20 protein-coding genes are annotated in these 20889 nt (G+C 71.7%); 11 read left to right on the top strand and 9 right to left on the bottom strand.

Annotation, left to right across the window (positions count from 1 at the left end; all coding sequences use genetic code 11):
- Window positions 1–33: 33 nt before the first annotated feature.
- Window positions 34–1797, bottom strand: coding sequence for an arginine--tRNA ligase (gene argS / locus ACFY15_RS31445; protein WP_390688366.1), 1764 nt, complete (start codon window positions 1795–1797; stop codon window positions 34–36).
- Between the two features lie 190 nt (window positions 1798–1987).
- Between argS and lysS the strand changes: the two genes are divergently transcribed.
- A complete protein-coding gene (gene lysS / locus ACFY15_RS31450; protein WP_390826501.1) occupies window positions 1988–3727 on the top strand; it encodes a lysine--tRNA ligase in 1740 nt (579 codons plus the stop codon).
- Window positions 3728–3823: 96 nt separating this feature from the next.
- Here the strand turns inward: lysS and ACFY15_RS31455 are convergent, their stop codons facing one another.
- The 3 genes from ACFY15_RS31455 to ACFY15_RS31465 all read right to left on the bottom strand — a co-directional run bounded on the left by ACFY15_RS31455 (window position 3824) and on the right by ACFY15_RS31465 (window position 7087).
- The gene (locus ACFY15_RS31455) at window positions 3824–5215 is read right to left on the bottom strand and encodes a DUF2637 domain-containing protein (protein WP_390826502.1); all 1392 of its coding nucleotides are present in this window, start codon (window positions 5213–5215) and stop codon (window positions 3824–3826) included.
- A gap of 76 nt (window positions 5216–5291) precedes the next feature.
- Entirely contained in the window at window positions 5292–6092 is an 801-nt protein-coding gene (locus tag ACFY15_RS31460) for a DUF3558 family protein (protein ID WP_390688368.1), read from the bottom strand.
- Window positions 6093–6226: 134 nt separating this feature from the next.
- Entirely contained in the window at window positions 6227–7087 is an 861-nt protein-coding gene (locus tag ACFY15_RS31465; protein WP_390826542.1) for a DUF3558 domain-containing protein, read from the bottom strand.
- A gap of 190 nt (window positions 7088–7277) precedes the next feature.
- On the opposite strand from ACFY15_RS31465, the gene ACFY15_RS31470 reads away from it, so the two are divergent.
- On the top strand, window positions 7278–8471 hold the full coding sequence (locus tag ACFY15_RS31470; protein ID WP_390826503.1) for an RtcB family protein: 1194 nt from the start codon (window positions 7278–7280) through the stop codon (window positions 8469–8471).
- 24 nt (window positions 8472–8495) lie between these two features.
- On the opposite strand, the gene ACFY15_RS31475 is transcribed toward ACFY15_RS31470, so the two are convergent.
- Both ACFY15_RS31475 and ACFY15_RS31480 read right to left on the bottom strand, forming a co-directional pair.
- The gene (locus tag ACFY15_RS31475) at window positions 8496–9074 is read right to left on the bottom strand and encodes a Uma2 family endonuclease (RefSeq protein ID WP_390826504.1); all 579 of its coding nucleotides are present in this window, start codon (window positions 9072–9074) and stop codon (window positions 8496–8498) included.
- Window positions 9075–9355: 281 nt separating this feature from the next.
- Window positions 9356–10123, bottom strand: a complete 768-nt coding sequence (locus tag ACFY15_RS31480; RefSeq protein ID WP_390826505.1) for an SDR family NAD(P)-dependent oxidoreductase — start codon at window positions 10121–10123, stop codon at window positions 9356–9358.
- 266 nt (window positions 10124–10389) lie between these two features.
- On the opposite strand from ACFY15_RS31480, the gene ACFY15_RS31485 reads away from it, so the two are divergent.
- Complete coding sequence (locus ACFY15_RS31485; protein WP_390688372.1) at window positions 10390–10839, top strand: hypothetical protein; 450 nt, start codon at window positions 10390–10392, stop codon at window positions 10837–10839.
- Window positions 10840–10869: 30 nt separating this feature from the next.
- On the opposite strand, the gene ACFY15_RS31490 is transcribed toward ACFY15_RS31485, so the two are convergent.
- Window positions 10870–11607, bottom strand: coding sequence for a Mut7-C RNAse domain-containing protein (locus tag ACFY15_RS31490; protein WP_390688373.1), 738 nt, complete (start codon window positions 11605–11607; stop codon window positions 10870–10872).
- Window positions 11608–11670: 63 nt separating this feature from the next.
- Window positions 11671–12087: a winged helix-turn-helix transcriptional regulator gene (locus ACFY15_RS31495; RefSeq protein WP_390688374.1), complete on the bottom strand. Its 417-nt coding sequence runs from the start codon at window positions 12085–12087 to the stop codon at window positions 11671–11673.
- A 163-nt stretch (window positions 12088–12250) separates the two neighbouring features.
- Here ACFY15_RS31495 and ACFY15_RS31500 point away from each other — a divergent pair, with 163 nt between their 5' ends.
- A complete protein-coding gene (locus ACFY15_RS31500) occupies window positions 12251–13150 on the top strand; it encodes an NADP-dependent oxidoreductase (RefSeq protein WP_390688532.1) in 900 nt (299 codons plus the stop codon).
- 24 nt (window positions 13151–13174) lie between these two features.
- Here the strand turns inward: ACFY15_RS31500 and ACFY15_RS31505 are convergent, their stop codons facing one another.
- Entirely contained in the window at window positions 13175–13612 is a 438-nt protein-coding gene (locus tag ACFY15_RS31505) for a hypothetical protein (RefSeq protein ID WP_045949392.1), read from the bottom strand.
- A gap of 469 nt (window positions 13613–14081) precedes the next feature.
- Between ACFY15_RS31505 and hemL the strand changes: the two genes are divergently transcribed.
- From hemL to ACFY15_RS31540, 7 genes are all read left to right on the top strand, one after another.
- Entirely contained in the window at window positions 14082–15404 is a 1323-nt protein-coding gene (gene hemL / locus ACFY15_RS31510) for a glutamate-1-semialdehyde 2,1-aminomutase (RefSeq protein WP_390688375.1), read from the top strand.
- Entirely contained in the window at window positions 15401–16075 is a 675-nt protein-coding gene (locus ACFY15_RS31515) for a histidine phosphatase family protein (protein ID WP_390688376.1), read from the top strand. The genes hemL and ACFY15_RS31515 overlap by 4 nt, the downstream gene beginning before the upstream one ends.
- 89 nt (window positions 16076–16164) lie before the next feature.
- Window positions 16165–16794 carry a TlpA family protein disulfide reductase gene (locus tag ACFY15_RS31520; protein WP_390688377.1) on the top strand — a complete coding sequence of 210 codons (630 nt, stop codon included), beginning with the start codon at window positions 16165–16167 and terminating at the stop codon, window positions 16792–16794.
- 4 nt (window positions 16795–16798) lie between these two features.
- Window positions 16799–17575, top strand: coding sequence for a cytochrome c biogenesis CcdA family protein (locus ACFY15_RS31525; RefSeq protein WP_390688378.1), 777 nt, complete (start codon window positions 16799–16801; stop codon window positions 17573–17575).
- Between the two features lie 13 nt (window positions 17576–17588).
- The gene (locus ACFY15_RS31530) at window positions 17589–19289 is read left to right on the top strand and encodes a cytochrome c biogenesis protein ResB (RefSeq protein ID WP_390688379.1); all 1701 of its coding nucleotides are present in this window, start codon (window positions 17589–17591) and stop codon (window positions 19287–19289) included.
- Entirely contained in the window at window positions 19286–20371 is a 1086-nt protein-coding gene (ccsB, locus tag ACFY15_RS31535; RefSeq protein ID WP_390688380.1) for a c-type cytochrome biogenesis protein CcsB, read from the top strand. Before ACFY15_RS31530 ends, ccsB begins: the two co-directional genes overlap by 4 nt.
- Window positions 20372–20396: 25 nt before the next feature.
- Window positions 20397–20888: an SRPBCC domain-containing protein gene (locus ACFY15_RS31540; RefSeq protein ID WP_390688381.1), complete on the top strand. Its 492-nt coding sequence runs from the start codon at window positions 20397–20399 to the stop codon at window positions 20886–20888.
- The last annotated feature ends 1 nt before the right edge of the window (window position 20889 follow it).

A 20889-nucleotide genomic window follows, 5' to 3' on the forward strand; every position in this document is an offset into this window, starting at 1 on the left:
GGGGGCCACTCGGTGTTCTGTTCGCCCGAGGCGTCAGAGCTTCTCGGGGGTGCGGATGCCCAGCAGGGACATGCCCTTGGTCAGGGTGCGGGCGGTCAGGTCGCACAGGAAGAGGCGGTTCTCGACCTGCTCCGGGGTGTCGGCCTTGAGGACCGGGCACTCCGCGTAGAACGTCGTGTACAGCGAGGCCAGCTGGTACAGGTACGCGGCCAGCTTGTGCGGGGCGTACTCGGCCGCGGCCTCCGCCACCAGCTCGCCGAAGCCGTCCAGGTGCAGGCCCAACGCCCGCTCCGACGCCGCGAGCTCCAGCTCCGGGTGGGCGGCCGGGCGGGCCTCGCCCGCCTTGCGCAGGATCGACTGGATCCGCGCGTACGCGTACTGGAGGTACACGGACGTGTCGCCGGTCAGCGAGACCATCTGGTCCAGGTCGAACTTGTAGTCGCGGGACGCGGACGTCGACAGGTCGGCGTACTTCACCGCGCCGATGCCCACCTGGGCGCCGCGCTCGGCGATCTCCTCCTCCGTGAGGTCCTGGGCCTTCTCCCGGACCACGGAGGCCGCCCGCTCCACCGCCTCGTCCAGCAGGTCGACCAGCCGGACCGTCTCGCCCTCGCGGGTCTTGAACGGCTTGCCGTCCTTGCCCAGGACCGTGCCGAAGGCCAGCTGCACGGCCTTGACCTCGTCGTTCAGCCAGCCGGCGCGGCGGGCCGTCTCGAAGACCATCTTGAAGTGCAGGCCCTGGCGGGCGTCCACCACGTAGATGAGCGTGTCCGCCTTCAGGCTGCCCACGCGGTCGCGGATCGCCGACAGGTCGGTCGCGGCATAGCCGAAGCCGCCGTCCGACTTCTGGACGATCAGCGGCGTCGGGTTGCCGTCCGGTCCCTTGTACTCGTCGAAGAACACGCACAGCGCCCCGTTGGAACGGACGGCCACGCCCGAGTCCTCCAGCAGCTTGCAGGTCTCCGCCAGCATGTCGTTGTAGCCGGACTCGCCGACCACGTCCGGGTCCTGGATGTCCATGTCGAGCTTGTTGAAGACCGAGTAGAAGTAGATCTTCGACTCGTCCACGAACCGCTGCCACAGGGCGAGGGTCTCCTCGTCGCCCGCCTGGAGGTCCACCACCCGCGCCCGGGCCCGCGTCTTGAACTCCTCGTCGGAGTCGAAGAGCGCGCGCGAGGCCTTGTAGAGGCGGTTGAGGTTGGACATGGCCTCCTCGCCGGACGCCTCGCCCTCCCCGCCCTTGTGGTCCAGCTCGTGCGGGTGCTCCAGCAGGTACTGGATCAGCATGCCGAACTGGGTGCCCCAGTCGCCGATGTGGTGGCGGCGGACCACCTTCTCGCCCGTGAACTCCAGGATCTCCACCATCGCCGCGCCGATCACGGCCGAGCGCAGGTGGCCGACGTGCATCTCCTTGGCCACGTTCGGCTGCGCGTAGTCGATCACCGTGGTGCCGGCCGACGGCGACAGCGGCACGCCGAGCCGGTCGTCGGCGGCACGCGCCGCGAGCGTGCGGACGATTGCCTCGTCCGAGACGGTGATGTTGAGGAAGCCGGGGCCCGAGACCTCGATCTCCTTGATCAGGTCACCCGTGGGGATGGCCTCGACCACGGTCGTCGCCAGCTCGCGCGGGTTGGCCTTGGCCTTCTTCGCGAGCGCCAGGATGCCGTTGGCCTGGAAGTCGGCCCGGTCGCTTCGTCGCAGCAGCGGGTCGGCCGCACCGGCCTCCGGCAGGGCGGAGGCGAGGGCGTCCGAGACGCGCTGTTCGACGGAGGAAGCGAGGGAAGGGACCGAGGCCATGAGCTGCCGTTCCTGTGAGGTTGTGCCCGAGCGTGCACTTGGGTGTTCCGACAAGTGCCGAGTATCCCACGCGGAGGCTCCCCGCTTCCCGGCATATCCGCGGCGTATCACCAGACGGAAGCAACCCCGGAGCGTCCCCTTCCGTCTGGGAGAATGGCCGAAGCCAGCATTCGAGATAGAAGGACGTGTCGTGGCTCAGAGCGCGCAGAGCAGCACAGAGACCGACTGGGTCTCCCGTTTCGCGGACGAGGTCATCGCCGAGGCGGAGCGCCGAGCCCCCGGCAAAACCATCGTCGTCGCGTCCGGCCTCTCCCCGTCGGGCCCGATCCACCTGGGCAACCTGCGCGAGGTCATGACCCCGCACCTGGTCGCGGACGAGATCCGCCGCCGGGGCCACGAGGTCCGTCACCTGATCTCCTGGGACGACTACGACCGCTACCGCAAGGTCCCCAAGGGCATCCCCGGCGTCACCGAGGAGTCCCACGCCCAGCACATCGGCCGCCCGCTGACCTCCGTGCCCGCCCCCGAGGGCTCCCCCTACCCGAACTGGGCCGAGCACTTCAAGGCCGCCATGGTCGCCTCCCTGGCCGAGCTGGGCGTCGAGTACGACCCCATCAGCCAGACCGAGCAGTACACCTCCGGCGCCTACCGCGACCAGGTCCTGTTCGCGATGAAGCACCGCGGCGACATCGACGCCGTCCTCGACCAGTACCGCACCAAGCAGAAGCCGGGCGGCAAGAAGCCCCAGCAGAAGCCCCTCGACGAGGCCGAGATCGAGGCCGCCGAGGGCTCCGGTGCCGCGAGCGAGGACGACGGCAGCGCCGAGGGCGCCGAGTACTTCCCGTACAAGCCGTACTGCGGTGAGTGCGACAAGGACTTCACCAAGGTCACCGCGTACGACGACGAGACCACCGAACTGACCTACGTCTGCACCGAGGACCAGTTCACCGAGACCGTCAAGCTCTCCGAGTTCAACCGCGGCAAGCTGGTCTGGAAGGTCGACTGGCCCATGCGCTGGGCCTACGAGGGCGTCGTCTTCGAGCCCTCCGGCGTCGACCACTCCTCCCCGGGCTCCTCCTTCCAGGTCGGCGGCCAGATCGTCGGCCTCTTCGGCGGCGAGCAGCCCATCGGCCCGATGTACGCCTTCGTCGGCATCAGCGGCATGGCCAAGATGTCCTCCAGCAAGGGCGGGGTCCCCACCCCGGCCGACGCGCTGAAGATCATGGAGCCGCAGCTGCTGCGCTGGCTGTACGCGCGGCGCCGCCCCAACCAGTCGTTCAAGATCGCCTTCGACCAGGAGATCCAGCGCCTGTACGACGAGTGGGACAAGCTGGAGGGCAAGGTCGCCGACGGCTCCGTGCTGCCGGCCGACGCCGCCGCCCACGCCCGCGCCGTCCGCGTGGCCTCGCACGAGCTGCCCCGCACCCCGCGCCCGATGCCGTACCGCACCCTCGCGTCGGTCGTCGACATCACCGCCGGACACGACGAGCAGACCCTGCGCATCCTCTCCGACCTGGAGCCGGAGAAGCCGCTGGCCTCCCTCGACGAGGTCCGCCCGCGCCTGGACCGCGCCGAGAACTGGATCACCACCCAGGTCCCGGCCGACCAGCGCACCCTCGTCCGCGAGGAGCCCGACGCCGAACTGCTCGCCTCCCTCGACGAGGAGGCGCGCCGTTCGCTGGCCATGCTGCTGGAGGGCCTGGACACCCACTGGTCGCTGGACGGGCTCACGACCCTCGTCTACGGAGTCCCGAAGGTCATGGCCGGGCTGGAGCCCGACGCCAAGCCCACGCCTGAGCTCAAGGTCGCCCAGCGCGAGTTCTTCGCCCTGCTCTACCGCCTGCTCGTCACCCGCGAGACCGGCCCCCGCCTGCCCACGCTGCTGCTCGCGGTCGGGGCGGACCGGGTGCGAAGGCTCCTCGCGGTCTGAAGGCCCCCGGCCGTCTGACGCGGCGGACGGCCAAACGGAAGGGCCCGCACCCCCGGTTCGCCGGGGATGCGGGCCCTTCCGCGTGCGCGGATCCGGTTACGCGATGTGCTCGTTCTCCAGGTCCCGCTGGTAGCGCTGCTTCAGCGCCGGCATCAGCCGCTTGAGCGTGGCCGCGCTGCCCGGGTGCGTGGCCCCGAGACGGTCGGCGAGGTGCCCGTCGAGCTGCTCGGGGTTCGGGAACGACGAGAACTCGTCGATGTACGCCCGGAAGACCTCGTAGGCGGCCTCGGCGAACTTCTCCTCGTCGGCCGCCGGGCCGGCGGCCTCGTCCGGCTCCCGCTCCGCCTCCGGCCGGAGCTCCCCTTCGGGGCCGGCCGGAGCGGCCTGCGGGTCGTAGCCGCCCCCGTACTCCGCCTGCGGGGCCTTCGGCCCGGCGAACCAGGCGCTGTCGTGGGGGGCGGGCATGGCCTCCGGGGCCACCGCGAACGGGGCCGGCGCCTGGGCGAGCTTCGCCTGGGCGCGCCGGGCCGCGGCCCGGTCCAGGCCCTCCCACTGCCTCGACTCCTCGGGAGCCCCGGGACCCGCCGGGCCCTCGGGGGCTTCCGGCCCCTGCGGCCCCTGCGGGCGCCGGGGTTCCGGCAGCTCCGCCGCCGCGGGGAGGGGCGCCCCGGCCTCCGGAGCCGCCTCCGGAGCAGCCGCCAGGGCCGGCGCGGCCGGGCCCGCGTGGGCCGGCACCGCGGCGGCCGCGGCGGCCGCCGCAGCCGCCCGCGCCCCCCGGCCCGCCGGAGGCAGCAGCACCGGGTCGATCCCCGCCGCCGCCAGCCCCTCCGGAGCCGTCTGCGCCAGCGGCACGCCGATCCGGGCCAGCCGCAGCGGCATCAGCGCCTCCACCGGCGCCTTCCGCCGCCACGCCCGCCCGTACCGGGCCTGGAGCCGCGCCTGGTAGATCAGCCGGTCCTGCTCCATGCCGACCGCCTGCTCGTACGAACGCAGCTCCCACAGCTTCATCCGGCGCCACAGCTTGAACGTCGGCACCGGGGAGAGCAGCCAGCGGGTGATCCGCACGCCCTCCATGTGCCGGTCCGCGGTGATGTCCGCGATCCGGCCCACAGCGTGCCGCGCCGCCTCGACCGTGACCACGAACAGCACCGGGATCACCGCGTGCATGCCCACGCCCAGCGGATCCGGCCAGGCCGCCGCACCGTTGAACGCGATCGTCGCGGCGGTCAGCAGCCAGGCCGTCTGCCGCAACAGGGGGAACGGGATCCGGATCCAGGTCAGCAGCAGGTCCAGCGCGAGCAGCACGCAGATACCCGCGTCGATACCGATCGGGAACACCAGCGAGAAGCTGCCGAAGCCTTTCTTCAGCGCCAGGGCGCGGACCGCGGCGTACGACCCCGCGAAACCGATACCCGCGATGACGACGGCTCCGGCGACCACGACACCGACGAGAATGCGGTGCGTACGGGTCAGCTGCATCGCGGCCACTCGCGATCCCCTCCCTTGTCGAGCTACAGGCAGGCACAGCGTACGGGTGACTCTGCGTCACCCGCACCGTAGGCCCCTACTGCTTGGGCGAGGCCGACGCCGAGGGGGAAGCGGAACCCGCCGGGGGCTCGCCGCCGGAAGGCGCCTGGTCGTTACCGCCGTTGGCCACCGAGGTCACGACCTCCTTGGTCGCGGCGATCGCGTCCTGGAGCAGCTTCGCCTGGTCGGGCGCTCCGGCGCCCTCGTAGGCGGCGCCGTTGAAGTCGAGGGTGATCACGACGTTCTGGGTGCGGGCCACGACCGTGGTGTTGAAGAAGTCGACGTCCTTCTTGATCCCGTAGATCACGGAGGTGCCCTGGTCGCCGACCCCGTCGGCCTGCTCGACCTTGACGTCGTGCGCGTCCTTCGTCGTCTTCGCCAGGTCTATCTGCTTGTTGTACTGCTCCTCCGCGCGCTTGTTGCCGCTGCCGAGGGAGGCGTGCGAGTCGTAGCGGACGAGCGACACGGAGAGCCAGCGGTACTGCGAGCCCTTCACCCCGTCCGTCTCCAGGCCGTTCCAGGAGCAGCTGGCGCGGTTGGCGAGGTCGTTCGACTTCGCGGCCGTACCGTTCTTGTCCTTCGCGTCGTGCACGAGGGACTCGACGGTCTTGGCGGGCACCGACTTGCAGGGGTCCGGCAGCTTCGCGAACGCCACCTTCTCCAGCGAGGCCGAGCCCTTCGCGCTCGGCTTGGCGGACGAGGCCGACGAGGACTTCTTGCCGGAGTCCGAGCCCGAGGAGGACTTCCCCGAGTCGGAGGAGCAGCCGGCGACGGTGAGGATCACCGGGACGGCTGCGCAGGCGAGAACGCGGGTGAGACGCGAGGCTGATCGGTGCATGGTTCCTTCAGACGTTGGGGACATCTCGGTGGTGCTTCAGGGGTGTGGGACCCCGCAACGGTAGCCCGATCCGGAGCCCGCCTGCTGTGCGCGCCGTCACGCGGGCCGTGAGCGCCCCCTGCGGGAGCGGGCGCTCACTCGTTGAAACGCTCGGCGAGGGCCTCGGCCAACTGACGGGCCTTGTCCTGTGTTTCCGTGGCGGGCGGGACCCTGCCCGGACCGGAGGGCTGGACGCTGTACTCGACGGTGACGATGACGTTCGACGTACGGAACACGATCCGCACGGTGCGCGCCTGCGCGGCGGTGGCCCCGGCCGCGCCCAGTTTGTCGTCGAGGAAACCCTCGTTCCCGAGCCCCTCCAGCACGCGCGAGCCCAGCTCGGGGGAGGCGGTGGGGGAGGGCGGGGTGGAGGACACCGGGGCCTCGGGCGCGCCGGGGGCGGGACCCGTACCGGCGGCGGAGGGCGCACTCGCGACGGGAGCGGTGCTCGCGGGGGCCCCCGCGGCCGGAGGGGGGCTCGCGGTCGGCCCGGGGAAGGGCAGGTGCGCGTCCGTCAGCCGGCGCACGTACACCTGGCGCGCCTTGTCGTCGTCGCTCGCGGCGGCGCGGTCGTACGAGACCACCCGCTCGAAGGTGACCGACAGCAGCAGGGTCGCCTCGGGCGTCTGCGCGTTCCAGCGGCAGCCGACGTGCCGGTCGGCGTCGTAGGAGGGCTCGGCCGTACCGGCGTAGAGCTGCTCGCGCTGCTCGGTGGTGAGGGAGTCCGAGGCCGGGAGCATGGCCCTCAGCCGCTTGCCGTCGACGGCCTTGCAGGGCTGCGGGAGGCTGCGGTACTTGCCGGGCTGCGCGGGGGCGGCCGTGCTGCCGCCGTTCTTCTGGTCGCTGGTGCCGATGCCGCTGCCGCTGGTGCAGCCGGTCGCGCCGGCGACGAGGGCGGTGAGCATCGCGATGCCCGGCAGGAATCGGCGGCGCACCCGCGTGCGCTCCACGTCCATCGGCTTCACTCGCTCCCCTGGTTTCCTTGGCGTGCTCGGGAAATTCCGTTGCCGCGACTTGGGCACGGATGGACACAATGTCTATCGCACACGCTGGTGCCGGCGCCGGTTCCCTGTCTGGTCTGGGGGTAAGAGCGCGGCTTTTCGCGTACTCCTGCCTTTCTTGTGATTTCCGGGGGATTGTTCTGTTATGTCGTATGTAGAGGTGCCGGGGGCGAAGGTCCCGATCAGGATGTGGACGGACCCGGCGTCGGTCGAGGACAGCGCCATGAGGCAGTTGCAGAACACCGCCGGCCTCCCCTGGATCAAGGGCCTGGCCGTGATGCCGGACGTGCACTACGGCAAGGGCGCGACGGTCGGCTCGGTGATCGCCATGAAGGACGCCGTCTGCCCGGCGGCGGTGGGCGTGGACATCGGCTGCGGCATGTCGGCGGTCAGGACCTCCCTCACGGCGAACGACCTCCCCGGCGACCTGTCGAAGCTGCGCTCGCGGATCGAGCAGGCCATCCCGGTGGGGGCGGGGATGCACCGGGAGGCGGTGGATCCGGGGAGGCTGTACGGGTTCTCGGAGGCGGGGTACGCCGACCTCTGGCAGCGCTTCGACTACATCGCCGATGCGGTCAAGTTCCGACAGGACCGTGCGGTGAGGCAGGTCGGAACGCTCGGATCCGGAAATCATTTCATCGAGTTCTGTCTAGATCAGTCGGATTCGGTCTGGCTGATGCTGCACTCCGGATCCCGCGGCATCGGCAACGAGCTCGCCGCGCACCACATCGGCGTGGCCCGTGGTCTGGCGCACAACCAGAACCTGGTCGACCGGGACCTGGCGGTGTTCCTGGCCGCGACCGCGGAGATGGACGCGTACCGCAATGACCTCTTCTGGGCCCAGGAGTACGCCAAGTACAACCGCGCGGCGATGATGAGCCTGTTCAAGGAGGTCGTCCGGCGGGAGTTCCGCAAGGCGAAGGTCTCCTTCGAGCAGGAGATCAGCTGCCACCACAACTACGTGGCGGAGGAGCGGTACGACGGCATGGACCTGCTGGTGACCCGCAAGGGCGCGATCCGGGCCGGCAGCGGGGAGTACGGGATCATCCCCGGTTCGATGGGGACGGGGTCCTACATCGTGAAGGGCCTGGGGAACGAGAGGTCCTTCAACTCCGCCTCGCACGGCGCCGGCCGCAGGATGAGCCGTACGGCGGCGAAGAAGCGGTTCTCGGCGCGCGACCTGGCGGAGCAGACCCGGGGCGTGGAGTGCCGCAAGGACTCGGGCGTCGTGGACGAGATCCCGGGCGCCTACAAGTCGATCGAGCAGGTCATCGACCAGCAGACCGACCTGGTGCGAGTCGTGGCGAAGCTCAAGCAGGTCATCTGTGTCAAGGGCTGACGGGGGCGTGCCGGGGCCCGGCCCTCATTCGCCGTCGAGGAGGAGGTCCACCGGGAGTTCGAGGGTCACTCCGACGTACTCCGGGACGGTGATGGAGGTGCCCCGCTTGTGGGACGTACGGAGGCGGTAGGTGCCGTTGCGCGGGTCGCGGCAGACGACGACCTCGTCGTGGCGGCGGTCGGCGATGACGTAGAAGGGGATGCCGGCCTTCGCGTAGGAGTCGACCTTGGAGCCCAGGTCATCCGCCCAGTTCGAGGAGGTCACCTCGACGATGAGGCGGAACACCTCGGGCGAGTAGCAGTTGTTCCGGCCCTTGAAGTCCAGGAAGTCCTTGCTGACCAGCGCGAAGTCCGGGATGGCGTAGTCGTCGGGTCCTGTGGGCAGCCAGATGCCGATGCCCTGGAGGTAGCGCAGACCCGCCTCCCTGGCCCCGGCCTCGAAGAACCTTTCGGTGAGCCAGCTCAAAGTGAGCGCATGCTCTCCGTCGGAAGGTGGTGTCACGGTGAGCCTCCCCTGGAGAATCTCCACTCGGTGCCTGGGAAGCTCCTTGGAGAGTCGATCGGCGGCTTCCGCGATCGTGGTCTCGTGCTGCATCACGGCCATAGCTTCCTCCCTTTCGCGGCTCACGCTTTCGGAGCGTAGCGGTGCCCGCCGACAATTCGAGTGGATTCACCCATACGGGCTCGCCGGTTAACGAGGGCCGCAACTTCTGCTCTCTGAAGGGGGGTTGACGGATCCAGGCGCCGCCGACCCCGCGGCTGAAGGCCGGCGGCGTCGTGCCGCTGCGCTTCACACCGACGCTGGGTGCGGCCGGGGCCGCGGGGCTGGAGCCCGCGCCCCTGGTGCCGCACCTCGGGGCGGCGGGCTGGTCCGGCAGGGCTGGTCTAGAGCTCGCGGTGGACCTTCGTGTTCGAGGCCTGGGCGCGGGGGCGGACCACGAGGAGGTCGATGTTGACGTGGCTGGGGCGGGTCACCGCCCAGGTGATGGTGTCGGCCACGTCGTCGGCGGAGAGGGGGTGGGAGACGCCCGCGTACACCTGCTCCGCCTTCTCCTTGTCGCCGCGGAAGCGGGTGGTGGCGAACTCCTCGGTCTTGACCATGCCGGGGGCGATCTCGATGACGCGGACGGGCTGTCCGACGATCTCCAGACGGAGGGTCTCGGCGAGGACGCGGGCGCCGTTCTTGGCGGCGACGTAGCCCGCGCCGCCCTCGTAGGTGTCGTGGCCGGCCGTGGAGGAGAGGACGACGACGGTGCCGTCGCCGCTCTCGGTGAGGGCCGGCAGGAGCGCCTGGGTGACGTTGAGGGTGCCGATGACGTTGACCTCGTACATCGTGCGCCAGTCGGCCGGGTCTCCGGTGGCGACGGACTCGGCGCCGATGGCGCCGCCGGCGTTGTTGACGAGGACGTCGACGCGTTCGAGGGAGGCGGCGAAGGCGTCGACGGCGGGGCGGTCGGTGACGTCGAGGGCGTGGGCGGTGGCCTCGTGGCCGGCCTCGGTGAGCTCGGCGGCGAGGGCCTCGATGCGGTCCTTGCGGCGGGCGGTGAGGACGACGTGGTAGCCGGCGGCGGCGAGCTGACGGGCGGTGGCCGCGCCGATTCCGCTGCTCGCGCCGGTGACTACGGCGGTTCGGGTGGCCGTGCGCGTGCTCATGGGCGGGGCTCCTCGTTCGGTCGCGGTGTGCGGTCGCGATGCGTGCTCGTTCACGGTGCGTGTGCGTTCGCCCGTACGTACGGACGGTGCGCGAACGCTCGCCAGCATAGGCCGGGGCGCTGACCGGGTGCGTACGGGAGCGGTGGCGAATGGGGGGTGGGCTCGCCCTCGTTCGTGTGATGGTCCGACCGGTGGTGCGGCGGGGTGGTTACCGTCCGCGCGAGGAGGTGGTGGCGGTGCGCCGTGGTGCCGTGCGGAGTGTGGTGGTGGCGGGCTTGCTGGTGCTGGCCGGGGCCGGGGCCGGGGCCGGGCCGGCGGGTGCGTGGGCCGGGCCGGAGGCGGACGTGGCCTACCACGGGCGTGTGGCCCTGGTACGGGGGCAGCTGAGGGTGTGGATGGTGCCGCAGAACGAGGGGCCGTCGGCGCTGGCGAACGCGACGGTGCGGGTGCGGCTGTCGGCGGACCTGGCGGACGTACAGGAGCCGGCCGGCGGGTGCGCGCGGGCGGGGGTGCGCGAGGTGGTGTGCGAGACGGGGCCGCTGCCGGAGCACGGGCGGGGGCGGCACATCGGGCTGGTGCTGGGGCTGCGCGAGAGGCCGGCGGAGGTGGCCGTGCGGATCGACACCTGGTGGAACGGCGGGGCGACCGACCGCAACCGCGCCAACAACGAGCACGTGGTGCTGGCGCTGGACACCGGGGACGCCTACGCGTTCTGAGTGTCCTGGCGGCGGGGCCGGGGCCGGGTGTCAGACGGTGGCGCCGTCGCCGAACTCGGCCAGGGCCCCGTCGACGATCCGCTCCAGGCGGCTGTGGTGGGCGCCGCGCCAGTAGACGCGCCCGCAGTCGGCGCACTGGGCGAAGACGTCGTACGAGCGCTGCGTGCCGTGCTCCAGCCGGTCGCCGACGCTGTCCTTGTCGGCTTCGCGGAGGGGACCGTTGCAGGCGGTGCAGCGGGTCCAGGGGGCGAGGGCGGGTGCGAACCGGCCGAGGACGTCGCGGAGTTGGTCGTCGGGGTTGTCGCTGTAGACGTAGGCGCCGGCGAAGATCTCGCGGCGGCGCAGCAGGCCCCGGTCGCGGGAGAGCAGGACGCGGCTCTCGGCGGCGGAGCGGGTGGCGAGGGCGGGGTCGCCGGGGTCCTCGTTGTCGTATGCGGCGTCGACGCCGAGCAGGCGCAGGCGGCGGGCGAGGGTGCCGAGGTGGACGTCGAGGAGGAAGCGCAGCGGGGCGCCGGCCACCCGCTGGGGACGGTCGACGCCGAACACCTCGACGGACTGGCCGGGTCGGGGCACGTAGGAGACGGGCACCTCGTCGCCGTCGACGAGGAGGCGGCCGACCTCGGTGAGGGGGACGCCGGCGGATTCGACGACGTGGCCGAGGCTGGAGGCGCCGTCGGTGGCGGTCGGGACGCGGTCCGCGCGCCGGCTGGGCGGAGCGAAGAGGCGCAGTTCGGGGGCGAGGGTGAGCTCAATACCGGGACCGTTCACGGTCCCAGCATGCCATCGCCGGTGGGGAAGCGCGGCCGAATCGGTGACGGGGCCGGGGAGGGGTCAGGCGTCGGCGGCGGCTTCGTCGTAGGCCTGGCGGTGGGCGCTGACCTCGTCGAAGTGGTGCTCGGCCCAGTGCTTGACGGAGGAAAGGAGGTGGCCGAGGCTGCCGCCGAGTGCGGTGAGGCGGTAGTCGACGCGGACGGGGACGGACGCGGTGACGGAGCGGGTGACGAGGCCGTCGCGTTCGAGGGAGCGGAGGGTCTGGGTGAGCATCTTCTGGCTGACGCCGGGGATCCTGCGGCCGAGTTCGCTGTAGCGCATGGAGCCGTCGCCGGCTTCACCGAGGGCGCTGAGGACGAGCCCGACCCACTTGTCGCTGATGCGGGCCAGGAGCTGGCTGGTGGGGCATTCCCTGATGAAGGCGTCGTAGGCGGCGCGGGCGTCCTCGCGGCGGGCGGCGGCGGTCTGGGTGGCCATGGTTGCCCACTTCCGGGTCGGGTACGCACTCCGTAGTGCGTACTTACGAAAAGAGAGTACCTCTCCCTAAGTTAGTGGTCATCGGGAACGGCTCACCGGAGCCGGACCGGGCCACGAACGACGGGGAGAGATCATGACCGAGCACATCGCGCAGGACAAGACCATGCGGGCCGTGGTGGTGGACGCCTTCGGCGGGCCGGAGCAGGTGCGGGTGGCCGAGGTGGAGGTGCCGCGGCCGGGGGCCGGACAGGTCCGGATCCGGGTCCGGGCCGCCGGGGTCAACCCGGTGGACGGTGCGGTCCGCGCCGGCGTCTTCGGCGGGGCCGGGCGGTCGATCGGGCTCGGCTGGGACGTGGCGGGGGAGATCGACGAGGTCGGCCCCGGGGTGGAGGGCTGGACGCCCGGCCGCCGGGTGGTCGGGCTGCACTACGGCCCGCTCAAGCAGCTCGGCACGCACGCCGAGTACGCGGTGCTGGACGCCTCGGCGGTGGCCGCGGCCCCCGCCTCGGTCGACACGGCCGTCGCGGCGGCGCTCCCGCTGAGCGGGCTGACGGCCGCCCGCGCGCTGGACCTGCTCGGGCTGGCCCCCGGCGACTCGGTGCTGGTCACCGGCGCGGCCGGGTCGGTCGGCGGGCTCGCGGTCCAGCTGGCCGCCCGGGCCGGGCTGGTGGTGACGGCCCTGGCGGGCGAGGGGGACGAGGAGCTCGTACGGTCCCTGGGCGCCACGGAGTTCGTCCCGCGCGGGTCGGCTCCCGCCGGGCGGGTCGACGGGGTGCTGGACGCGGCGGTCCTGGGCGCGCCCGCGCTGGCCTCCGTCCGCGACGGCGGCGCCTACGTCGGCCTCATCCCCGGCGCGGCCCCGGCCGCGGAGCGGGGGGTCCGGGTGGCGGTGCAGGAGGTCGCCCCCGACGGCGCCCACCTGGCCCGGCTGGCCGCCCTGGTCGACGAGGGCGCGCTGACGCTCCGCGTCGCCCGGACCTTCGACCTCGCGGACGCGCGGAAGGCGCACGAGACCCTCTCGACCCCGGGCACCCGGGGGCGGGTGGTCCTCACGGTCTCCTGACCCCGCCGGCCGCGGGTCCGCCCGTCAGGGCCAGACGAGGCAGTAGGCCTGGTGGCCGTTCTCGTGGAGGCGGTGGGAGAAGTCCTGCCATTCGTGCAGCAGCTGGTAGACGTTGAAGGCGTCCCGGGGGCCGCCGCGGTCGGGGACCGTCGACCAGATGAAGGCGGCGGCCCCCACCGACTCCTCGCCCACGTCGCGCAGCGGGTCGACCACCGTCATCGGCAGCTTGACCACCGCGTAGTCCGGGTGCAGGACGACCAGTTCCAGCGGCGGCACCTTGTGCAGCGGTATGCCCTCGATGCCCGTCAGGACCATCGCGGCCATCGTCTCCGGCTTGATCTTGGTGAACATGCCGCCCATGCCGAGCTCGTCGCCGCCCAGCTCCTCCGGCCGCATCGTCACCGGCACCCGCGCGGCCGTCGCGCCGTCCGGGGCGCCGAAGTACTTGTAGGTCACGCCCATGCCGCGACCCTTGGGCAGGTCGTCCTCGTCCGCGGTGTCGGAGGCGTCCGGTTCGGCGGTGTCGCCGGCGCGGCCGGGGCGGGCCGGCCGGTCCTTGCGCTTGCGGCCCTCGGCGCGCTCCGCGCCGTCCCGGCGGACGGGCTCCTCGGGGGTGTCCCGGCGGAGGGGCTCCTCCGGGGCGTCCGGCGTCCGGCCGCCCGGGCCCGGTGCGGCGCCGACGGAGGCCGCGTCCGCGGCTTCGGCGGCCCGGCGGTGCTTGCCTCGGCGGCGGGCCTCACGGGCGCGCTGCGGGTCCAGGCCGTCCGTACCCTCGCCCGGTCCACCACCGCGTTGCATATCTCCACCCGACTGGTATTGCCTGCACCGGCTTCGCGGCCCCCGCCACGCAGCCTGATCATCATGGCAGTGACCTCCCCCGAGGCGGCGCGGTGAAACGCCCCTCCGCAAGTCTGTCGCGGCCTCTGAGACCATGGCTGGTGTGAGCTACCCGTACCCGTATGAAGCCCCAGTTTCGCAGACGCTCTTCGAGCGCGCGTCCCTCGTGACCCCCGGCGGCGTGAACTCTCCCGTCCGCGCCTTCCGTGCCGTGGGCGGTACGCCCCGGTTCATGGTGTCCGGTGCCGGTCCCTACCTGACCGATGCCGACGGGCGCGAGTACGTCGACCTGGTCTGCTCGTGGGGGCCGATGATCCTCGGCCACTCCCACCCGGAAGTGATCGAGGCCGTCCAGGCCGCGGTCGCCCGCGGCACCTCCTTCGGCACGCCCGGCGAGGGCGAGGTCGCCCTCGCCGAGGAGATCGTCGCCCGCATCGAGCCCGTGGAGCAGGTCCGCCTGGTCTCCTCCGGTACCGAGGCGACCATGTCGGCGATCCGGCTGGCCCGCGGCTTCACGGGCCGGGCCAAGGTCGTCAAGTTCGCCGGCTGCTACCACGGTCACGTCGACGCGCTGCTGGCCGCCGCCGGTTCCGGCCTGGCGACCTTCGCCCTGCCCGACACCCCCGGCGTGACGGGCGCGCAGGCCGGCGACACGATCGTGCTCCCCTACAACGACCTCGGCGCGGTGCGCGCGGCGTTCGCCGCGCACCCGGGCGAGATCGCCTGCGTGATCACCGAGGCGGCCCCCGGCAACATGGGCGTGGTCACCCCCCTGGACGGCTTCAACCAGGGTCTCGCCGACCTCTGCCGCGAGAACGGCGCGCTGTACGTCTCCGACGAGGTGATGACCGGTTTCCGCACCTCGCGCGCCGGCTGGTACGGGGTCGACGGCGTCAAGCCCGACCTGATGACCTTCGGCAAGGTCATGGGCGGCGGCTTCCCGGCGGCGGCGTTCGGCGGCCGTGCCGACGTCATGGGCCACCTGGCCCCGGCCGGTCCCGTCTACCAGGCGGGCACCCTCTCCGGGAACCCGGTCGCCACCGCCGCCGGCCTCGCGCAGCTGCGGCTGCTGGACGACGCGGCGTACGCGAAGGTGAACGCGGTCTCCGAGGAGATCCAGGGCCTGGTGACGGCGGCGCTGGCCAAGGAGGGCGTGGCGCACCGCCTGCAGACGGCGTCCAACATGTTCTCCGTCTTCTTCACCCCGGACGAGGTCCGCAACTACGACGAGGCGAAGCAGCAGGAAGGCTTCCGCTTCAACGCGTTCTTCCACTCGATGCTGTCGCAGGGCGTCTACCTGCCCCCGTCGGCGTTCGAGTCCTGGTTCGTGTCCACCGCCCACGACGCGCGCGCGATCGAGCGCGTCGCGGCCGCGCTGCCCGCCGCCGCCCGAGCCGCCGCGGAGGCGACCGCATGAGCGACATCACCGTCGTCCACGTGATGCGGCACGGAGAGGTCCACAACCCGGACGGCGTCCTCTACGGCCGCCGGCCCGGCTACCACCTGTCCGAGCTGGGCCGGCAGATGGCCGACCGGGTCGCCGAGCACCTCCAGGACCGGGACGTCACCTATGTGGTGGCCTCCCCGCTGGAGCGCGCGCGGGAGACGGCCTCGCCGATCGCGAAGGTGCACGGCCTGGAGCTGGCCACCGACGGCCGGCTGATCGAGGCGGGCAACGTCTTCGAGGGCAAGACCTTCGGCGTCGGCGACGGCGCGCTGCGCAGGCCGGGCAACTGGAAGCACCTGACGAACCCGTTCAAGCCGTCGTGGGGCGAGCCCTACGTCGAGCAGGTCGTCCGGATGATGAGCGCGATCGAGGCGGCCCGGGACGCGGCGCGCGGCCACGAGGCGGTGGCGGTCAGCCACCAGCTGCCGATCTGGATCGTGCGCAGCTTCGCGGAGAAGCGGCGGCTGTGGCACGACCCGCGGCGCCGGCAGTGCACGCTGGCCTCGCTGACGTCGTTCACGTACCAGGACGACAAGCTGGTGTCGGTGGGCTACAGCGAGCCGGCGCGCGACCTGGTTCCGGCGCACCTGCTGGCCGGCGCCAAGCCGGTGAAGGGCAAGTCGAAGGCCTTCGGCGCGTAGCCCTGCGGCACGGCCTGGCCTGACCTGCGCATTGACACCCCGCCGGGGGGTGCGGAAGATCCGCAAATCGCTCATGCGAAACTTTTCACATGAGCCTTAGCCGCGCCCCCCGTCGCCGCCGCTCGACCAGCGGCCGCGCCATCCTGCTGACCGCGGTGACCCTCGCGAGCGCCCTGACCCTGACGGCGTGCAGCGACAGCGGCAGCACTTCGGCCGGTTCCGCCGGCGGCAACTACGTGACGGGCCCCACGGGCATCTCCACCGTCGCCCGGGGCGAGCGGGCCGAGGCCCCGAAGCTGGACGGCGCGACCGTCGACGGCAAGACGCTGGACACCACCACCCTCAAGGGCAAGGTCGTCGTCCTGAACGTCTGGGGTTCCTGGTGCCCGCCCTGCCGTGCGGAGGCCCCGTACTTCGCGAAGGTGAGCAAGGAGCTGGGCGACGCCGGCAAGGACGTGGCGTTCGTCGGGATCAACACCCGCGACAACAGCACGCAGAACGCCGCCGCCTTCGAGCAGAACTTCGGGATCACCTACCCGAGCCTGTACGACCCGGACGGCAAGCTGATCCTGCGCTTCCCCAAGGGCACCCTGAACCCGTCGGCGATCCCCTCCACCGTCGTCCTCGACAAGGAGGGCAGGATCGCGGCCCGTACGCTGGCCGCGGTCAACGAGGAGCAGCTGCGCTCGATGATCGACCCGCTCCTCGCGGAGCAGTGACCTCGTGGTCGGGCACCTCCTCGCCGCCGAGTCGACCGGCGTGAACACGACCGTGCTGACCGGCGGGCTGCTGATCGCCCTGCCGATCGCCCTGCTCGCGGGGCTGGTCTCCTTCTTCTCCCCCTGCGTCCTCCCGCTGGTCCCCGGCTACCTGTCCTACGTGACAGGTGTCAGCGGCGCCGACCTCGCCGAGGCCCGGCGCGGGCGGATGGTGGCCGGCGCGGGCCTGTTCGTCCTCGGCTTCACCGCCGTGTTCGTTTCGACCGGCGCGCTCTTCGGCCAGTTCGGCCAGGTCTTCCAGGGTGAGAACAAGGAGGTCATCACCCGTGTGATGGGCGTCCTGGTGATCCTGCTCGGCCTCTTCTTCATGGGCTGGATCCCGGGCCTGACGATGCGCGAGTTCCGCTTCCACAAGAAGCCGACGGCGGGCCTGCTCGGGGCTCCCGTGCTCGGTGTCCTCTTCGGCATCGGCTGGACCCCCTGCATGGGACCGACCCTCGCGGCCGTCGGCACCCTGTCCATCAACGAGGCCACCGCCGGCCGCGGCGCCCTGCTGACGGCCGTCTACTGCCTCGGCCTGGGTGTGCCCTTCATCCTCGCGGCCGTCGCCTTCCGCAAGGCGCTGGGCGCGTTCGGATGGGTGAAGAAGCACTATGCGTGGGTGATGCGCATCGGCGGAGGCATGCTGATCCTGACCGGTCTGCTGCTCGTCACAGGAATGTGGTTCAGCATCGTCAACGAGATGCAGGGCTGGACCCAAGGCTTCACGGTGGGGATCTGAGGACTACACGCACATGAGTACGACCGACAAGGCGCCCGCCGAGGCGCCGAACGAGGACGCGGCCGCCCGCGCCCAGCTGTCCACGGCCCCCGTCGACGACAACCCCGCCGCCCCCGTCGGCATAGGGGTCACCGGCTGGGCCCGCTGGTTCTGGCGCCAGCTCACCTCCATGCGGGTGGCGCTGATCCTGCTCTTCCTGCTCTCCCTCGGTTCCATCCCCGGCTCCCTCATCCCGCAGACGCAGGTCGACGCGATGAAGGTCGCGGAGTGGAAGAAGACCCACGGGTTCTGGGTCCCGGCCGCCGAGAAACTCCAGCTCTTCGACGTCTACAGCTCGGTGTGGTTCTCCGCGATCTACATCCTGCTGTTCGTCTCGCTGATCGGCTGCATCGTCCCGCGTACCTGGCAGTTCGTCGGCCAGCTCACCGGCCGCCCGCCGGTCGCGCCGCGCCGCCTGGACCGGCTGCCGGCCTACACGACCTGGCGTACGGACAAGAGCCCGGACGAGGTGCTCGCCTCCGCGAAGGGCCTGCTCGGCGGGCGACGCTTCCGCACCGAGGCCTCCGCCGGCTCCGTCGCCGCGGAGAAGGGCTACCTGCGCGAGGCCGGGAACCTGGCCTTCCACATCGCCCTGATCGTGATGCTCGTGGCCTTCGCCTGCGGGCAGCTCTTCAAGTCCGAGGGCGGCAAGCTCGTCCTGCGCGGCAAGGGCTTCTCGAACACGCTCACCCAGTACGACGACTTCAAGTCCGGCAGCCTCTTCTCCGCCGACGACCTCGTGCCGTTCTCGTTCACCCTGGACAAGTTCGACGCCAGCTACGAGAAGGGCGGCCCGCAGAAGGGCACCGCCCGCGACTTCAAGGCGTACGTCACCTACAGCGAGGGCGCCGAGGGCGAGCCGAAGAAGGCCGAGATCGAGGTCAACAAGCCGCTGGAGATCGACGGCTCGAAGATCTACCTGCTGGGCCACGGCTACGCCCCGGTCATCTCCGTGACCGACCCGAGCGGCAAGGTCGTCTACCGGGACGCCGTCCCGATGCTGCCCTTCGACGCCAACCTCAGCTCGTCGGGCGCCGTGAAGGTCCCGGACGGCTACCACAACAAGAACGGCGACAAGGAACAGCTCGGCTTCAACGCCATGTTCGTGCCGACGTTCGCGGGCGCCGGCAAGGGCACGATGCTCTCCCAGTTCCCGGACCTGAACTTCCCCGTCCTCGCCCTCAGCGCCTACCACGGCAGCCTGGGCGTGGACGCGGGCCTGCCGCAGAACGTGTACCAGCTGAACACCTCCAAGATGCAGGAGTTCAAGGACCCCGAGGGGCAGCTGTTCAAGCAGCGGCTGCTGCCCGGGGAGACGATGACCCTCCCGGACGGCGCCGGCACGGTGAAGTTCGAGGGCATCGAGCGCTGGGCCACCTTCTCGGTCACCCACCAGCCCGCCTCCGGGCTGGCCCTCGCGGGCGCCGTCGTCGCCATCGGCGGCCTGGCCGCGTCCCTGTTCGTCCAGCGCCGCAGGATCTGGGTCCGCGCGGTGCGCGGTGAGGACGGGGTGACCGTCGTCGAGATGGCGGGTCTGGGCCGCAGCGAGTCAGCCAAGCTCCCCGAGGAGCTGTCGGCGCTCTCCGCCGCCCTCTACGAGACCGTGCCGAGCCCGGCGGAAGCCGAGCCGGCGGAAGTCGACACCACAACAGAAGAAGAAGGGGAGCGCGCATGACGCTGCTCGCGGCGGCGACGAACGAGAGCCTCGCCGATCTCAGCAACAAGCTGGTCTACGCGTCGATGGCGGTCTACATGCTCGCCTTCTTCGCGCACATCACCGAATGGGTCTTCGGCAGCCGCAGCAAGGTGGGCCGTACGGCCGCCGCGCTGACCCCGGCCGCCGCGGCCGGCGCCGCGCCCGCCGTGCAGGTGCGGACCAAGGGCGGCGGCACGGCCGTCCTCGACCGGCCGAAGGTCGTCACCCGCTCCGCCACCGGCGTCCGCGACGTCCCGGACGGCCCCGGCGCCGCCGGCGGCACCGAGAAGGGCGACCTGTACGGGCGGATCGCGGTCTCGCTGACCGTCCTCGGCTTCCTCATCGAGGCGGCGGGCGTGGTCTCCCGCGCGCTGTCGGTGGAGCGTGCCCCCTGGGGCAACATGTACGAGTTCAACCTGACCTTCTCCACGGTCGCCGTCGGCGCCTACCTGGCGCTCCTGGCCCTGAAGAAGAACGTCCGCTGGCTCGGCCTGATCCTGGTCACCTCCGTCCTGCTGGACCTGGGCATCGCCACCACCTGGCTCTACACCGCCAGCGACCAGCTGGTCCCGGCCCTGCACTCGTACTGGCTGTGGATCCACGTCTCCACCGCCATCTTCTGCGGCGCCGTCTTCTACATCGGCGCGGCCGGCGCGGTCCTCTACCTCTTCCGCGACGCGTACGAGAGCCACCTGGAGGCCGGGAAGACCCCCGGCCGCTTCCGCACCTCGGTCCTGGAGCGGATGCCGTCGGCGGCCACCCTCGACAAGTTCTCGTACCGGATCAACGCGGCCGTCTTCCCGCTGTGGACGTTCACGATCGTCGCGGGCGCCATCTGGGCCGGCGACGCCTGGGGCCGCTACTGGGGCTGGGACCCCAAGGAGGTCTGGTCGTTCGTGACGTGGGTGGCGTACGCCTGCTACCTGCACGCGCGGGCCACCGCCGGCTGGAAGGGCCGCAAGGCCGCCTACCTGGCGCTCTTCGCCTTCGCCTGCTGGATCTGGAACTACTACGGCGTGAACATCCTGCTCAGCGGCAAGCACTCCTACGCGGGCGTCTGAGCCCGACCGGTGGGACGCTGGTGGTATGCCTCCTGTGAGTCATGCCACCAGCGAGCCCCGCGGCCCCGGCCGCTGGCTCCTGCGCTTCGAGGTGCACGTGCCCTACGCCTACGAGGCCCTGTGGCCCGTCCTGACCACCGATGACGGGCTGCGTACCTGGCTGGCGGCGGCGGACCTGCCCGAACGCCGCCTCGGCGGCCCCGTCACCCTGCACTGGCCGACCTCCGGCACCACGGCCTCGGGGCAGATCACGGCCTGGGACGTCGAGCGGGTCGTGGAGTACACGGTCTCCGGCCAGGGGCGGATCCGCTTCCACCTGGAGCCCGTCGGCACCGACTCGACGGTGATCCGCTTCCTGAACGAACGCGACGGCAGCGACGAGGAACGCCTCGACGGCCTGGCCGCCTGGCACGACCACTTCGAGCTGCTGGAGGCCGCCCTCGAAGGGCACCCGGCGGACTGGTCCTCCTGGACCGACACCCGCCGCTCGCAGCTGCGCGCCTCGTACGCGGCGTAGG

Source organism: Streptomyces sp. NPDC001373 (assembly GCF_042895815.1).
Taxonomy (GTDB): Bacteria; Actinomycetota; Actinomycetes; order Streptomycetales; family Streptomycetaceae; genus Streptomyces.

Excerpts from the sequence above, each read along its gene's own strand:
- ACFY15_RS31475 (WP_390826504.1), bottom strand. The coding sequence starts at position 9,074 with ATGGCCGTGATGCAGCACGAGACCACGATCGCGGAAGCCGCCGATCGA.
- ACFY15_RS31495 (WP_390688374.1), bottom strand. The coding sequence starts at position 12,087 with ATGGCCACCCAGACCGCCGCCGCCCGCCGCGAGGACGCCCGCGCCGCC.
- ACFY15_RS31460 (WP_390688368.1), bottom strand. The coding sequence starts at position 6,092 with ATGCACCGATCAGCCTCGCGTCTCACCCGCGTTCTCGCCTGCGCAGCC.
- ACFY15_RS31505 (WP_045949392.1), bottom strand. The coding sequence starts at position 13,612 with ATGGGCGTGACCTACAAGTACTTCGGCGCCCCGGACGGCGCGACGGCC.
- ACFY15_RS31480 (WP_390826505.1), bottom strand. The coding sequence starts at position 10,123 with ATGAGCACGCGCACGGCCACCCGAACCGCCGTAGTCACCGGCGCGAGC.
- ACFY15_RS31530 (WP_390688379.1), top strand. The coding sequence starts at position 17,589 with ATGAGTACGACCGACAAGGCGCCCGCCGAGGCGCCGAACGAGGACGCG.
- ACFY15_RS31500 (WP_390688532.1), top strand. The coding sequence starts at position 12,251 with ATGCGGGCCGTGGTGGTGGACGCCTTCGGCGGGCCGGAGCAGGTGCGG.
- argS (WP_390688366.1), bottom strand. The coding sequence starts at position 1,797 with ATGGCCTCGGTCCCTTCCCTCGCTTCCTCCGTCGAACAGCGCGTCTCG.
- hemL (WP_390688375.1), top strand. The coding sequence starts at position 14,082 with ATGGCTGGTGTGAGCTACCCGTACCCGTATGAAGCCCCAGTTTCGCAG.
- ACFY15_RS31515 (WP_390688376.1), top strand. The coding sequence starts at position 15,401 with ATGAGCGACATCACCGTCGTCCACGTGATGCGGCACGGAGAGGTCCAC.
- ACFY15_RS31470 (WP_390826503.1), top strand. The coding sequence starts at position 7,278 with ATGTCGTATGTAGAGGTGCCGGGGGCGAAGGTCCCGATCAGGATGTGG.
- ccsB (WP_390688380.1), top strand. The coding sequence starts at position 19,286 with ATGACGCTGCTCGCGGCGGCGACGAACGAGAGCCTCGCCGATCTCAGC.
- ACFY15_RS31520 (WP_390688377.1), top strand. The coding sequence starts at position 16,165 with ATGAGCCTTAGCCGCGCCCCCCGTCGCCGCCGCTCGACCAGCGGCCGC.
- ACFY15_RS31540 (WP_390688381.1), top strand. The coding sequence starts at position 20,397 with ATGCCTCCTGTGAGTCATGCCACCAGCGAGCCCCGCGGCCCCGGCCGC.
- ACFY15_RS31465 (WP_390826542.1), bottom strand. The coding sequence starts at position 7,087 with ATGGACGTGGAGCGCACGCGGGTGCGCCGCCGATTCCTGCCGGGCATC.